The organism is Streptomyces pseudovenezuelae (assembly GCF_001513955.1).
Taxonomy (GTDB): Bacteria; Actinomycetota; Actinomycetes; order Streptomycetales; family Streptomycetaceae; genus Streptomyces; species Streptomyces pseudovenezuelae.
Genome location: NZ_KQ948151.1, coordinates 134,796 through 148,925 on the forward strand (window position 1 = coordinate 134,796; position 14,130 = coordinate 148,925).

General features: G+C 69.5%; 12 protein-coding genes and 2 pseudogenes. 9 read left to right on the forward strand and 5 right to left on the reverse strand.

Annotation, left to right across the window (positions count from 1 at the left end):
• Window positions 1-516: 516 nt before the first annotated feature.
• Both AQI94_RS32410 and AQI94_RS44315 read right to left on the reverse strand, forming a co-directional pair.
• On the reverse strand, window positions 517-1,506 hold the full coding sequence (locus AQI94_RS32410) for an aldo/keto reductase (RefSeq protein WP_031044913.1): 990 nt from the start codon (window positions 1,504-1,506) through the stop codon (window positions 517-519).
• A 749-nt stretch (window positions 1,507-2,255) separates the two neighbouring features.
• Entirely contained in the window at window positions 2,256-2,675 is a 420-nt protein-coding gene (locus tag AQI94_RS44315) for a hypothetical protein (protein WP_031044915.1), read from the reverse strand.
• A 186-nt stretch (window positions 2,676-2,861) separates the two neighbouring features.
• Between AQI94_RS44315 and AQI94_RS32420 the strand changes: the two genes are divergently transcribed.
• The 4 genes from AQI94_RS32420 to AQI94_RS32435 all read left to right on the forward strand — a co-directional run bounded on the left by AQI94_RS32420 (window position 2,862) and on the right by AQI94_RS32435 (window position 6,920).
• Window positions 2,862-3,617, forward strand: a complete 756-nt coding sequence (locus AQI94_RS32420) for a response regulator transcription factor (protein ID WP_078902722.1) — start codon at window positions 2,862-2,864, stop codon at window positions 3,615-3,617.
• Complete coding sequence (locus AQI94_RS32425; protein ID WP_031044921.1) at window positions 3,604-5,679, forward strand: sensor histidine kinase; 2,076 nt, start codon at window positions 3,604-3,606, stop codon at window positions 5,677-5,679. The genes AQI94_RS32420 and AQI94_RS32425 overlap by 14 nt, the downstream gene beginning before the upstream one ends.
• A gap of 123 nt (window positions 5,680-5,802) precedes the next feature.
• Complete coding sequence (locus AQI94_RS32430) at window positions 5,803-6,195, forward strand: hypothetical protein (RefSeq protein WP_031044924.1); 393 nt, start codon at window positions 5,803-5,805, stop codon at window positions 6,193-6,195.
• Window positions 6,196-6,296: 101 nt separating this feature from the next.
• Window positions 6,297-6,920 (forward strand): class F sortase, encoded by a 624-nt coding sequence (locus AQI94_RS32435; RefSeq protein ID WP_199814322.1) that lies wholly within the window; start codon window positions 6,297-6,299, stop codon window positions 6,918-6,920.
• A 224-nt stretch (window positions 6,921-7,144) separates the two neighbouring features.
• Here AQI94_RS32435 and AQI94_RS32440 read toward each other — a convergent pair whose 3' ends face one another.
• Window positions 7,145-7,828 (reverse strand): NADPH-dependent F420 reductase, encoded by a 684-nt coding sequence (locus AQI94_RS32440; protein WP_037942283.1) that lies wholly within the window; start codon window positions 7,826-7,828, stop codon window positions 7,145-7,147.
• A 74-nt stretch (window positions 7,829-7,902) separates the two neighbouring features.
• Here AQI94_RS32440 and AQI94_RS32445 point away from each other — a divergent pair, with 74 nt between their 5' ends.
• Window positions 7,903-8,274, forward strand: coding sequence for a winged helix-turn-helix transcriptional regulator (locus AQI94_RS32445; protein WP_031044934.1), 372 nt, complete (start codon window positions 7,903-7,905; stop codon window positions 8,272-8,274).
• Here AQI94_RS32445 and AQI94_RS43415 read toward each other — a convergent pair.
• Window positions 8,272-8,905: pseudogene (locus AQI94_RS43415) on the reverse strand (IS5 family transposase); the annotation flags it as partial. The gene AQI94_RS32445 and the pseudogene AQI94_RS43415 sit on opposite strands and share 3 nt — an antisense overlap.
• Here AQI94_RS43415 and AQI94_RS43420 point away from each other — a divergent pair.
• A pseudogene (locus AQI94_RS43420) lies at window positions 8,904-9,349 on the forward strand (IS5/IS1182 family transposase); the annotation flags it as partial. The pseudogenes AQI94_RS43415 and AQI94_RS43420 sit on opposite strands and share 2 nt — an antisense overlap.
• A gap of 24 nt (window positions 9,350-9,373) precedes the next feature.
• On the opposite strand, the gene AQI94_RS32460 reads toward AQI94_RS43420, so the two are convergent.
• On the reverse strand, window positions 9,374-10,201 hold the full coding sequence (locus tag AQI94_RS32460) for an NAD(P)H-binding protein (RefSeq protein WP_031044936.1): 828 nt from the start codon (window positions 10,199-10,201) through the stop codon (window positions 9,374-9,376).
• Window positions 10,202-10,299: 98 nt separating this feature from the next.
• On the opposite strand from AQI94_RS32460, the gene AQI94_RS32465 reads away from it, so the two are divergent.
• The 3 genes from AQI94_RS32465 (at window position 10,300) to AQI94_RS32475 (ending at window position 13,750) form a co-directional block, all read left to right on the forward strand.
• Window positions 10,300-10,707 (forward strand): winged helix-turn-helix transcriptional regulator, encoded by a 408-nt coding sequence (locus tag AQI94_RS32465; RefSeq protein ID WP_031044939.1) that lies wholly within the window; start codon window positions 10,300-10,302, stop codon window positions 10,705-10,707.
• 881 nt (window positions 10,708-11,588) lie between these two features.
• Window positions 11,589-12,719 carry a methyltransferase gene (locus AQI94_RS32470; RefSeq protein ID WP_031044943.1) on the forward strand — a complete coding sequence of 377 codons (1,131 nt, stop codon included), beginning with the start codon at window positions 11,589-11,591 and terminating at the stop codon, window positions 12,717-12,719.
• A gap of 401 nt (window positions 12,720-13,120) precedes the next feature.
• A complete protein-coding gene (locus AQI94_RS32475; protein ID WP_199814323.1) occupies window positions 13,121-13,750 on the forward strand; it encodes a hypothetical protein in 630 nt (209 codons plus the stop codon).
• Window positions 13,751-14,130: the final 380 nt, after the last annotated feature.

Genomic DNA, 14,130 nt, shown 5'->3' on the forward strand with positions numbered 1-14,130 from the left:
AGACGTTCTCCTTTTACGCGAGGCCGGAAGGCAGCCCGTTGGGCCGCCCTGGCGATGACCTTGAACGGAATGTATCGGACCCGGGCGGCGACGATCGCCCGGCGCGAGCGGACTAAGCCGCCGGTCGAGCCCGGACGTGGCGGGCGGGGGCATTGCGGGACTCTGCATGGAATCCTCCTGCTGGGTTGGTAGCCGGGCCCTGGACAGCCGCGGCCGCGCCCCAGCCGCGCGGCGGACGTCGGCGGCCCGAGAGACTCCTCCAGCTCGGCCCCCGCCGCGCCTGAGCCCGCCGACCACGGGGGCCAGCGCAGCCACACCCCGCCGCCGAAAACACGTTGCCGTCCTTGGAGGCAGCCGCCAACCGTGCGGTCAGACGTTCACCGCACGGACCGTTGTCGCCGCGACTGCCATTGCACCCCCGTCGGCGGCGCGCCTACGAAGCGCCCACAGCACGACGGTTTCGATGACCACCCCAGTGCCCTACGGAGCCCCCGTGTGCTGTGTGCGTCCCTCCGCCTACCGGTTGACGGACCGCATCCCTGCCTCGTCGTACCGCTCACCGGCCGCCTCGGGCATCTCCGCGTCGATGCGGGCCAGGTCGTCCTTGGTCAGGTGGATGTCGACGGCGGCGGCGTTCTGCTCCAGGTAGGTGCGGCGCTTGGTGCCCGGGATCGGCACCAGGTCCTCGCCCTGGGCCAGCACCCAGGCGATGGCCAGCTGAGCCGGGGTCACGTCCTTCTCGGCGGCGATCTCCTTCACCTTCGCCGCCAGCCGCCGGTTCGCCTCCAGATTGGCGTCCTGGAAGCGCGGGTTCTGGCGGCGCCAGTCGTTGGCGTCCAGGTCGTCCGGCGAGGTGAACCGCCCGGCGAGGAAGCCCCGGCCGAGGGGCGAATACGGGACGAAGCCGATACCCAGCTCCCTGCAGGCCGGCAGCACCTCGGCCTCCACATCCCGCGACCACAGCGAGTACTCGCTCTGCACGGCCGTGACCGGGTGCACGGCGTGCGCACGCCGGATGGTCCGGGCGCTCGCCTCGCTCAGCCCGATGTGGCGCACCTTGCCCTCGGCGACCAGTTCGCCCAGCGCGCCGACCGTCTCCTCGATGGGCACGTTCGGGTCGACCCGGTGCTGGTAGTACAGGTCGATGTAGTCGGTCCCCAGACGCGTCAGCGAGCCGTGGACGGAGCTCCGGACGTGTTCGGCCGAGCCGTCCTGCGGGCCGACCGTGCTGATGTCGCCCGGTACGGCGTCGTCCATCCGGTAGTTGAACTTCGTCGCGATCACATACTCCTCGCGGCGCCCCCGGATCGCCTCACCGACGAGGGACTCGTTGGTGAGCGGGCCGTACATCTGCGCGGTGTCGAGGAAATTCACCCCGAGGTCGAGGGCGTGCCGGATCGTCGCGACGCCCTCCTCCTCGTCGGCGGTTCCATAGAAGGCGGACATGCCCATGCACCCCAGGCCGATGGCCGATACCTGCAATTCCCGCAGACTACGCTTCTGCATGTTGTGTCCCAACCTTCCTTGCACGCTTGATCGTCCTCCAGGCGGCACGAAGTCTCCCGTCCATCCAGGCACAGCCGCCGTCACCCGGCATCCCGGGAGGAGCGGACGCTGAGACGGCCTCGTGCGCCGTTGCGTCCTCGACGCTATGACTTCGAGCGCACTCCATGGCAAGTGTGAGGCGAGAAGGGCCCGGCTGCTGGTTCCCTCCCAGACGATGGTGACCGTGGCCCCTCCGGGTGGCGCGCCTCCGGCGTGATGAGCCGACCCGACGGGGAGGAGTACCGGGCAGCGTGCATCTCCTCGCGGTGTCGGGGCGAAACAGGGTGGAGAACGACGACCACAGAGGAGAGGGCTCGGATGCTTGTCTGCCGGCTTGTCGGAGGGGCTGTGGACCTGGTCTGTGGAGGCGTTGCCCCTTCGTGACCGTGGCCGGGCTCTCGTGGTCGCTCTTCTGGTCAGGTATCCGCAGGCGGCCGGTTGGGCGTAGGAGTCCGGGTCGTGGTTCACGGATCACCGATCACCGATCACCGATCACCGATCACCGATCACAACAGGATCGACGACATGTCGGCTCGTCAGCACCTGCGCCTACCTCCACCAGCGAGCCACACCTCAGGGCTCCCGAGTCGAAATGCCTCAACATCACCACTCGACCGGGCAGTCCGCGATGGGCGACGATCCGTCGTGATAGAGCGTGGATGTGTATGCGCGTCCCCACCCTCTGGTGAAGGCGGGGCTGGACTGGCTGTTCAGGCCTGGTGTTCGGCGACGTCGTGTGCGGTGCGCAGGAAGCGTATCCAGCGGATGACTGCGGCCGGGCAGGTGCCCGCGGAGGCGAGGCGCAGGGCCTGGATCTGGCGGAGGATGTCCGGGTCCAGGTCGGTGGGCGGGCCGGCGAGGAGGTCCGGCCTGGCTGCTTCTGGATCGAGGAGGCGGGTGGCGTTGAGCCACAACGCCTCGCCCGTTTGCGGAGCTCGGGCTGAGTCGCGCTGTACCTGATTCAAGGCGAGGCCCAGGACCGAGCCGGCGGTCTGGAGGAAGTCGTCGGCCGGCTCGCCCCAGGAAGCCAGCCGCTGTTCCTGGCGGCGCAGGGCGTCTGGGTGACTCAGGTGATCGTCGAGCAGGCGGCGGGCCCGGTTGATTTGGTCGCGCAGCCCAGCAGTGGGCATCAGGGCTTCCGGCGCGGTGAGAGGAACGTATGAGGCGCTGGAGGCGCCGCCTCACACACCGGGTATCACAGGCACTTGACGGTCAGTGTCCCACTGGCGGCGGCCCCGGACGAGGTGCTCCCTGAGGACACTTCCGACCTCCCGGCATCGGCGGTCGCTACGATCTGCAGCGTGTGCGCAAACATTGTGATCGCCGAAGACGACGCGAAACAGGCCGAATTGGTGCGCCGCTACCTGGAGCACGAGGGTCACGCCGTCACGGTCGTCGAGGACGGGCGGACGGCTCTCGAGACGGTCCGGCACCAGGAACCCGACCTGGTCGTCCTCGACGTGATGATGCCCGGGGCCGACGGTCTCGACGTCGTACGGATCCTGCGCGCCGAACGCCGGGAGGTGCCGGTGCTGATGCTGACGGCCCGCAGCACCGAGGACGATCTGCTGCTCGGCCTCGACCTCGGCGCCGACGACTACATGACCAAGCCGTTCAGTCCGCGTGAACTCACCGCTCGGGTAAGGACGTTGCTTCGCCGCAACCGACGCGGCCCCGACCCGGCTCCGGCGACCGTACCCGCCCCCGCTCCCGCCTCGGAGGCCGAAGCGGCCCTGGACGACGAGGTGTTGACGGTCGGCGCGCTCAGGGTCGATCCCTCGCGGCACGAGGTGTCGGTCGCCGGGACGCCCGTCGAGTGCACGCCCGGTGAGTTCCGTATCCTCGCGGCGATGGCGGCCGAGCCCGGCCGGGTCTTCACCAGGGCACGGCTCCTGGGCGAGCTGCACGGCTTCGACAAGTACATCAGCGGCCGGACCGTCGACGTGCACGTCATGAACCTGCGCAAGAAGATCGAGCGCGCCCCACGACGGCCCGCCCGCCTCATCACCGTCTTCGGCGTCGGCTACAAACTCACGGACCCCGCGAAGAACGTGCGCCATGCGTCATCCTGACAGGGGAGGTGCGGCGGGGGCCGCCCGGCTGCCGCTGCGCAAGAGCCTGGCGGGGCGGCTGTTGACCGTGACGGCGCTGGTGGCCTCGTGCTCGGTCGCCGCGACCGCCTGGCTGGCCGTGCAGACGACCTCCGTCGCGATCCGCCAGGAGCAGGGGCAGAACCTCAAGTCCGACGCGAAGATCTACAACACCCTCCTCGGCTACGCCGCCACCCACCCCGACTGGGACGGCGTCGACACCACCGTGCGGGATCTGGCCCAGGAGTCCGGGCGCCGGATCGTGCTCACCACGCCGGGCCGACGCCCGATCATGGACTCGGCCGACTCGCGCTCAGCGGGCGGTGGTTCGTCCGACGCTCTGCTCGCTCAGCAGGCCTCGGCGGTCGTGGATCCACGCTCCGTCGACACGGTGCTGGTGCCCGACGCGGCCAAGGCCGGCGCCGACCGCGTCGATCCACGGGCCGTGGGGCCCTTCCGGCTGTCCGCGAAGGAACACAACGCACTGCGGAAGGCCGCCGCCGGGAGGGTGGAGTGCCTCAGCCGGATGGGTATCGCCGCCGACGTCGTCGAGAGCCCAAGCGGACGGCCCCGCGTCCAGTTCGTGAGCGACGAGACCGAGGGGGACACCGAGAGCGTCACCGACCGTGACATGGAAGCCAAGTGCTTCGCGTCCTACCCGGTCGGTCCCACCGCGACCGAGCGGAAGGCCCTGAGCGCCCTCAATCAACTGGCTGACGCCTGTCTGAAACGACAGGGTCGCACCGCCGTGAAACTGAACCTGGACCTGTCCTGGGACCGGAGTTACGCATACCGGCGGGACGACGCGGTCTCCGCCGCCGCGGACGGCCTCAGCGATCGGGAGGCGAAGGCCCTGGCCGCCAAGAAGGCGGAGGACGCCGCGACGGCCGAACGCAAAGCGGCTTCCGGCGGCGCACTCGACTACGCCCCCGCCGAGATCCGCGACAGCGCGTACGACCGGGCCGTGGCCAACTGTGTCGCAAGCGCCCGCCGGGAACAGCTCACGGGCTACGTCGCCGAGCCCGCACTCCTGTTCATCGACGGCCCCGGTGCCGCCGGCGTGCCCGGCTTCGACCTCTCCCCCGCCAACACCGCACGCATCGCCGGTGTCACCGCCCTGGTCCTCGCCCTCACCGTCGGCGCCTCGGTGCTCGCCGGAGCCAGGCTCGTACGTCCGTTGCACGCGCTCACCGGCGCCGCCCAGCGCATGCGGGAGGGCCTGGACGCGACGCCGGTGCCCGTGCCCGTCGTCTCCGACAATGAGATCGGACGGCTGACGGCGGCCTTCAACGACATGGCCGCGCACCGGGCCCGCCTGGAGGAGCAGCGCAAGGTCATGGTCAGCGATGTCGCCCATGAGCTGCGAACGCCGCTGAGCAACATCCGGGGCTGGCTGGAGGCGGCCCACGACGGCCTGGCCGTGCCGGACCCCGCGTTCGTCTCCTCGCTCCTGGAGGAGGCGGTGCAGCTCCAGCACCTCATCAACGACCTCCAGGACCTGGGCGCGGCCGACGCGGGCGCCTTGCGGCTGCACCGGAAGCCGGTACGGATCGACGAGCTGCTCGGCCAGGTCGCCGCCGCGCACCAGGGGTTGGCCGAGACGGCGGGCGTCACCCTCACGGTCCTGGCACCGGCGCCGGGCACCCCTCACCCACCGCTCCTCGACGCCGACCCCGTACGGCTGCGGCAGGCCGTCAGCAACCTGCTCTCCAACGCGGTGCGCCACACCCCGGCCGGCGGCACGGTGACCCTGCGCCGGTACGTCACCGACCCGGGGGACGAGCTCGCCGTGGAGGTGTCCGACACCGGCAGTGGCATTCCGGCGGGCGACCTCCCGTACGTGTTCGACCGTTTCTGGCGGGCGGAGAAGTCCCGCAACCGCAGCACCGGCGGCAGCGGCCTCGGCCTGGCGATCGTCCTCAAGCTCACCGAGGCCCACGGCGGCACGGTGGACGTGGCGAGCACCGAGGGGAAGGGGGCCACCTTCACCCTGCGGCTGCCGACAGCCGAGTCACGGAAGCCGGAGGACACCGGTCGACCCTGATGGGATGACGACAGCGCTCTGACAGTTTTCTCACAAGTGGCCGTCAGGGTGAAGCCATGCCCGGAACCTGGTGCGGATCGGCAACCAGGAACGACCAAGCCGGGCTGGAACTGGAGCCCTCACATGTCCCGCCGTCTCACCCTGCGCCCGCTGCATGTCGCTGTCCTGACCGGCGTCGCGGCCGGCGCGCTGCTCGTCCCGGCCACCGCGGCCTTCGCCACCGACGCGACTCCGTCGCCGCGCGCGACCGACTCGACCCCGGCCGACAAGGAGGCCCTGGCGAAGAAGAAGGCCGAGGACGCCAGGACGCTCAAGGAGGCCGAGGCCCGGAAGGCCGCCGAAGCCCAGAAGACCGGAGGCAAGGACTATCCGCGTGGCGGTGTCGCCGCGGGCGAGGCCCCTGCCCAGGACGACAACACCGGCACGCTGATCGGTTCGGCCACCGGCGCGCTGCTGCTCGCGGGCGCCGGCACCTACGTACTGCGCCGCCGCACCACCGCCCGCCGCGAAGGCTGACCCGGCAGCACGACCTCTCGTACGACACGGTGGCGCAGCCCTTCACCAGGCGGCGCCCTGTGCGTTCCGGCGAACCCTCGCACCCTGTTCTGGAGCCCGAGTTGCCCCCTGCACACCGTCCGGCCCTGTCCCGGGCCCACCTCACGACCCTCACCCTGTTGACCCTCGTCACCCTGCTCACCGGCTGTTCGTCCGGCCCCGACCCGACGGTCCGGGTCGCCCCCACCGCCCCCACCGCCGCGTCGGGCGCTCCGAAGTCCGAGCGGCCCGCGGCCGACGCTCCGGCGGCCCCTGCCGAGGTGGCCGTTCCCTCCGTGGGGATCACCAGTTCGCTGATGGAGTTGGGCCTCAACAAGGACCGGACGGTCCAGGTCCCGCCTGCCGAGGAAGGGATGACCGCGGGCTGGTACACGGGCGGTGCGGTGCCCGGTCAGATCGGCGCGGCCGTCATCATCGGCCACAACGACACCCGCTTCGGCGAGGCCGTCTTCCACGACCTGAAGAAGATCAAGGAGGGTGCGGACATCACCGTCACCGACAAGACGGGAAAAGCCCTCCACTTCACCGTCACGGCCACGGAGAGCGTCGCCAAGAACGCCTTCCCGACGGAGAAGGTCTACGGGCCGACCCAGGAACGTGCTCTACGGCTCATCACGTGCGACGGCGACTTCGATGCGCAGGGACACCCTGTCGACAACCTCATCGTGTACGCGACAGCGAGCTGAGGGCCGTAGGCGTGTCCGTTTCGCCCTGTCGTCACGAGTGACGTCCGCGGCTCGGTCGTCAGCGGCCGGTTCCAGGAGCGCGCCGCCGAACGGTCGGTAAGCGTCAGTCACGGCGAGGCGAGCCGCCGCCGCGACTGCCTGGCGGCCGTCATCGCTCTCGCCTGCGCCGCCGGCGACCACCGCCGGGCGATGTGGATGCGCGGCGACGCCGTCCTCAAGAACTCCTAACGAGAAGCCTCTTCGGCGGTCTGTGGGTCCTCGTCTCTCGGTCCGGTGGCATAGGCCAGCGGGGGTGCGATGGCTTGGGCATCGGCTCCCTCGCCGACCCACAGCCCGATGAAGAGTGCCGCGGTCGCTTCCAGGAGTCCCGCTCGTTCGAGAGAGCCGCCAGCCACGGGTTCGCAGCCGACATGCCGCACCAACTGGTGCACAAGTGCGAGAGCCGTTTCGTCGTCGCCGCAGACCGGAACAGCCAGTCGCCGCCGGTCAAAGATGGGCGGCGACATACGCCACACGTCCTCGTGGCAGAGATTGAACGCCTTGACCACATGCGATCCCGGTGCCGCCGCGGCCAGTTGCTGTGCGGCCGAGAGGCCGCTCCGGGTCAGCAGACGGAAGCCCGGGCCGACCGGATTGGAACAGTCGATCAGCACTTTGCCGTCCAGGACCGCTTGCAGTTCTCGCACCACGCTCGTCCCTGCGCCGAAGGGCAGCGCGGACAGCACCACCTCACCGAACTCGGCCGCCGCACGCAGACTGGCGGGCTTCGCGCTGCTTCCGAGGCGCGTCGCGAGCCGCTCCGCCTTGTGCATGTCCCGTCCTCCGACGGCCACGTCGTGGCCGGACCGGACCCAGTGCGTGGCGAGCGCGTCCGCCATGTTGCCTGTGCCCAGTACGCCGATTCTCATCACACATTCCCTCCCAGGGCCTGTTCAGCTCGTTCGCAAAGACGCTAGAGGGTCTGTCAGGCACCATTTGGTACGTGACGACCGACGCCTTCCTCGCCGACTGCCGCGCACGCCTGGCCTTCGACCTCCTGTCCAACACCTGGAACGCCGTGGTGCTCTGGGCCCTGCGCGACGGTCCCAGGCGTCCGGTCGAACTACGCGAGCAGATCGGGGGGATCAGCTCCAAGGTCCTCACCGAGACGCTGCGGCGCTTGCAGTCCAACGGACTGGTGGACCGGCGGGCGCACCCTGGAGCGCCCCCGCGCGTTGAGTACCAACTCACAGCCCTGGGACGGACTTTGCTGGCACCCATCGACGTTGTGGGAGCCTGGGGCTTCGAACATGGTGATGAGGTCATGGCAGCCCAGGAAGCCGAATGCACCGCCCCCCAGCGCCCTTCGGAGTGAGCGCAGACGTCTCCAGCAGATGAGTGCGCAGCCGAGGGTGAGGAAGGCTTCGCGGACACCGTCGCGTGTCTCCCACCGGATCCGCCGGCGGCAGAACCAGTGCGAGTGGGCGAACGCGCGCTCCACAACCCGGCGTTGGGCGCCCAGGCCGGAGCCGTGCTCGGTGCCGCGGCGGGCGATCAGCGGCTTCACGCCCAGACCCCAGACCAGGCGGCGGTACTTGTCGTGGTCGTAGCCGCGGTCGCCCTGCACCACATCCGGGCAGCGGCGAGGCCGGCCGCGCTTGCCACGCACGGGCAACTCAACTTTGAGGAGCGCAATCAGCTGGGTGGCGTCGTTGCGGTTGCCGCCGGTCAGGGTGGCAGCGAGCGGAATGCCAGTGGTGTCGGTGATCAGGTGATGCCTGCTGCCCGTCCTGGCCCGATCGACGGGGTTTCGTCCGGTCTTGGGTCCCCTTTTAACGCCCGGATGTGGGAGCCGTCGACCGCCGCACGCGAGAAGTCCAGGGCGTTCGCAGCGCGCAGCTGGCGAGCAGGACCTCGTGCAGCCGGGGCCACACCCCAGCCCCGGTCCACTCGGCCAGGCGCCGCCAGCAGGTCATGCCCGAGCCGAAGCCGAGCTCCTGCGGCAGGTTCTTCGGCCTCGTCCTCGACCAGATCACCGTGGACGGCTCCATCACGAAGGCTCCCGGCGGCGGCGAGATAGCCGGGCGTTCCCCGGTCGACCGCGGCAAACAGGGACTGAAACGCTCATGCTGCCCAACGGCATCACCGTGCACCTGGACGCCGGCTACGACGCGGAGGACCACCCGCACCCTGCCCTACGAACGCGGCCTGAACGTCCGCATCGCGCACGAAGGCGAGAAGGCACCCATCCAGGCCAGTCGGCGTTGGCACTCGAACGCACCCACGCCTGGCAAAACACCTTCCACCGGCTTGCCCGCTGCTACGAACGGAGCGCCACCGTGGTCGATGCGTTCTTCGATCTCGCCGACACGATCATCATCGTGCGCAGCCTGATCCGGCGGACATGGACCACCCACCGCTGGGACAAACGCCCGATCCGCCGACCATGACTGCACCCCTCTCCGCACGACCTCCTACTTGAAGGCTGCGACGTTGCGTGCAGCCCACTCGGCGAAGGTACGGGGCGGACGTCCGAGGACCTGCTCGGCGTCGGGGCTCACCCGCTGCTCAGCGGGTTTCGGCGTGCCCAGGATGTCCAGGGTAGCCTCCACGATCGGCTCAGGCATGAACTGCAGCATCTGTGCCCGAGCCTCCGCGCGGCTCTGCTCGACGAACCGCACCGGCTCACCCAGCGCGTCGCCGATCGCCATCGCCTGCTGCCGAGGTGAGATCGGCGCCGGCCCGGTCAGCTCATAGGCCCTGCCGGCGTGGCCGGCCTCCCGCAACACCACGGCGGCGACTTCGGCGATGTCGGCCGGGTCGATGGTCGGCAGCGCGACGTCACCGAACGGCGCGCCGACCATGCGCTGCGCGCGGACCATCTCGGCCCACTGCAACGTGTTGGAGTCGAAACCTCCCGGCCGCAGCAGTGTCCACTCCAGATCCGACTCCGTGACGGGGTCCTCCAGCGTCGAGGGGTGGCTTCCCATGGCCACGCCTTGGGAGGACAGCAGGACAACCCGGCCGACCCCGCCCGCCCGCGCGACATCGAGGACGTCGCTTACGCCGCCGCCAGCCGATACGAAGTCGCCCGAGGTCAGCAGGAACAGTGCGTCGGCGCCGTCGAGCGCGGGCACGAGGCTTTCCGGCTCGGCCAGGTCGGCCTGATGGTGCCGTACCCCCGCCGGCATGTCCCGTGCGGAGATCCCTCGCGACACCGCTGTCACCTGTTCACCGGCCGCGACGAGCGCCTGAACCAGCGGTTGTCCGACGTTGCCCGTAACTCCAGTAACCACAATCATGTTCGCTCCCGTTGACGAGTCCTCCGTGGGCCCAACAGAAGCTACCGACATGGGGATAGTAGGTACCTACAGGAAAGTAATGGAGAGAAAGGCTCACTGTGACCCACAACACGACTCCGGCGGCCGGTACCGACATCGCCCCCGAGCAGGCGTGCCCGATCGCCCCGGTGGTCGACATCGTCTTCAGCCGCTGGACCACTCCGATTCTGTGGGCGCTCCATGAATACGGGCGGCACCGGTTCGTTGAGCTGGAACGCCGCATCACCACCATCACGCCCAAGGTGCTGACCGAACGGCTACGGCGGCTGGAACGCGATGGCCTCGTCGTGCGCACCTACCACCCAGAGGTTCCGCCTCGGGTTGAGTACGAGATCAGCGAACTGGGCCGCAGCCTGGCACCGTTGTTTGCCGCACTCGCCGACTGGTCGGTCAACCTGGGCAAGGTAGAACGGGTCCGGCGGGAATACGACTCCAAGGAGCAGCGACCCGGTAGCCGTCGAAACTGAAAGAGCCTCGGTCAACCTGACGCAAGCTCAGGCACAGGACCCCAGTGATCACAGAGCGTCGCACCTCCATGATCGCCAAGACCTGTGCCTGTTCCACCTTCCTCAGTCCCCACCACGCCTATCCGTGCGGCCTCTTGGCCCACCGCGGCAAACGTGGCGCCACCGGCCTCGGCCTGCACCCCGTCGAGCGCACTCCGGCCTTTGAGTCGCACCCTGATTGCCGGGCGCGGCCCGACCAGCCGGGCCGAAGGCCTCGTTACTCTGGCACCTGTGCGGCTCGCATGCGCCGCCCGGAGTAGGAATCGCCATGACCACTCCCCCGCCGATCACCGAACCGGACCCCTCCGCCCCGGTCTGCCCCGGCGACAAGATCGGCCCCTGCACCGCCGCCAGCGCAAGGCCACCGGCACGGCACCGGCGGCAGCCCGCTCTGCCAGTGGTGCATGGAACCGGTAAAGGCCGGCTGGGGACCGGCCGTGCGCTTCGTCAGCACGCGCCCGTAGGAGGAGGCCGCCCGCCGGCAGCCCTCGCCCGGGCGCCGGAATCAGGCGCGACTGCACCAGCTGCACGGCGCGGGTCAGCGCGCGGCACCGTCACACATACGTCGCCCGTCGCCGTCGCCCCTGTGCGTGATGACTGCAGGGCTGGTGATTTTGGCAGCCGAGCAGCACCTGTGCGAGCCTGCTGCCACTCCTCCGAAAGGGCTCACCCCGATGCTCGGCATGGTTGTCTGGGACGTCCGCTCTCGCGCTTCGACGCGAGAGCGGTAACGGCCACCTGCCTCAAAGCACACGCCTGTCGAACGGACAGGCGTGGGTTCGGTCTGCTCCTCGTCGAAGTGCTCTTCGTGCCCCTGCACGTTCGACCACGAGGAGTACGTGGTGTCCACCATCCACTGGACCGAAAACCACACCCGCCATTCCGCCCGCTGGCATTCCGAGAACGCCTCCCCTCTTCCCCGGCGAACCGTCGTCGCCGACGACCGGATGAAGGCCAACGACGCCTACCGACAGGCATGCGAAGGAACGGCCCTGCTCTGGCAGGGCGACTTCCACAACGCCCGGCAACTCCTGCAGGCGATGGGCCGCCGCATCGACCGCAAGCCGCCCACGTCCAGCACGTCCCCGAGCGAGAACTTCCACCTGCACCGACGCAGCAGCAACCGCCGCGCCCGTGTCCTCGGAAAGCTCCTGGTGCTGTTGGACGACGACTACACCTTGACGTTGCGCCGGGCCCCGAACGTCCGCCAGGCGTGCCTGCAAGCCTACGGCCCCTCAAAGGGACCCATGGTGGTCTCTCTGCGGGAACTCCTGGGAGTGATCGGGGCTCACCAGTGGCGCCTGAAGGGGATCGACGTGCCGGCGCTCGGGGCTCGCATCCACCCGCACTACGGCGTGTTCGCACCCGTCAGAGGTGAGTACGTCGACTTGGTCTCCCACACTCCGCTGCCGCCCGCGACCCGGCACGGTCCCGCCACCAGTACAGCATTCGACCTCGGCACGGGAACCGGCGTCCTCGCCGCGGTCCTGGCCCACCGCGGTATCAACCGCGTCGTGGCCACCGACATCAGCCCACGCGCTCTGGTCTGCGCCAGGGAGAACGTCCACCGGTTCGCGCTGACCGACCGTGTCGAGGTGTCGGGCCCCGGCCTGTTCCCCGAAGGCCGCGCCGACCTCGTCGTCTGCAACCCGCCCTGGCTCCCCGCCCGTCCGACCGGACCCGTCGAACAAGGCGTCTACGACCCGGATAGCACGATGCTCCACAGCTTCCTCGCCGGGCTGTCCGCCCACCTCCGAGCAGGCGGGGAGGGCTGGCTCATCCTGTCCGACCTTGCAGAGCATCTCGGCCTCCGGACACGTCAGCAACTGCTCGACGCCTTTCAGGCGGCACAGCTCCGCGTCGTGGGCAAGATCGATGACAAGCCCCGGCACCCACGCTCCAAGAACGCTGCCGACCCACTCCACATCGCAAGAAGCGCCGAGACCACATCTCTCTGGCGTCTGACAGCATGACCGGCGCCCGAACCACGCAACGGTGTACCGGCTCTCGGTTCACCAGGTGAGTCCATCCCGTGGGTGACTTCGCCGCGCCCACGGGATGACCTGGCTTTCCTCCAAGCTGGAGGATCAAAGCACCTACACAACACCCGCCGCCTGACAGCCAGTTGCGTAGCGCCAACAGCGGATCGCCGTATGCCCGGTATGACTCTCGATCGGGAAACGGGGCTGGGGCTCGCCACGGCCGCGGGACCGTGCCCCGACCCGCAGTGATGGTGAATGACATCCTCGAACCCGGTGGCAGGACGGTGACAATCGGGACGGATCCGTAGCGGGCGTACAGGGCAACCGTCACGGGTGGTGGCGGGTCGTACGGGGGGCAAGGGCACAAGCCCGCGCATTCGACGGGGGAACCAATGGGGGAAACCATGCAGATCCGTACCCGAGGCATCCGTACCACTGTGGCCGCGCTGGCGGCTGTGGCCGGTATCGCCGCGGCCGCAGTCCCGGCGGCGGCCACCACGCCGCCCTCCGACACGCCCCGGTTTTTGGAGCCGGCCGACCTGCCGCCCCACCCGTCCTCGCCGTGGTACGCCGGAGCCGTCACGGCCGGCCAGCCCGACCCGCTGCCGATGTGCGTCGGCGACGCGCTGCCGTCCACCACCTCGCACCGGGAGTACTGGACGGAGTACGACACGAACGCCCAGCAGCTCACGGTCGAGGGGCGCAGCGAACAGTGGGCGAAGGACTTCGCGGCGCTGCTGCGCAAGGACCTGGCGGGCTGTGCGAAGAAGCTCATGCAGCAGGACCCGGACATCACAGCGACGCAGAAGTACTACGGCCGGCTGAACGTCGAGGAGGGCGCCGACGTCTACGGCATCCACACAGCCTCCGCCTGGGGCTCCTCCGACATCGGCCTCTTCTCGGTCGGCCGCGACGGCGCCACCGTGACGGTCGTTCGTTGGGGCCAGATGGGCACCTTCCAGCACGCCCAGGTGGCCGACTTCAAGGCCACGACCGTCACGGCGGTGAACAAGCTGTACTGAGTGCCGGTCCTCAACCCTGAACAAGCAGGTCAACGGACATCCGTCCGAGACGGGAACTTCGCGCAAGCGTTCGGGGCACGGTCACGGTGACCGTTCCCCGAACGGAAACTGCGGAGGTTGGCACGGCCGGGTGGTCTCGCAGTATCTCGTGGGCGGGCTGAGGGGCCTGGACGAGGTGCTCGGGCCCCCATGGGCCATGGGGGGGGTTGGCGGTGTCGAGGATCAGCAGGTCGCTGAGCACGGTGTCCCAGTCGTTGATGAGGGCGAGGAGATAGCCGTCGCCTTCGGTGGCGTCGTCGCCGGGAGGCACGAACACGGTTCCTGGAAGCTCCGGCCCATGGGCACGGCGTACTGTCCGACGACCCTCTGCTCCTGGAAGT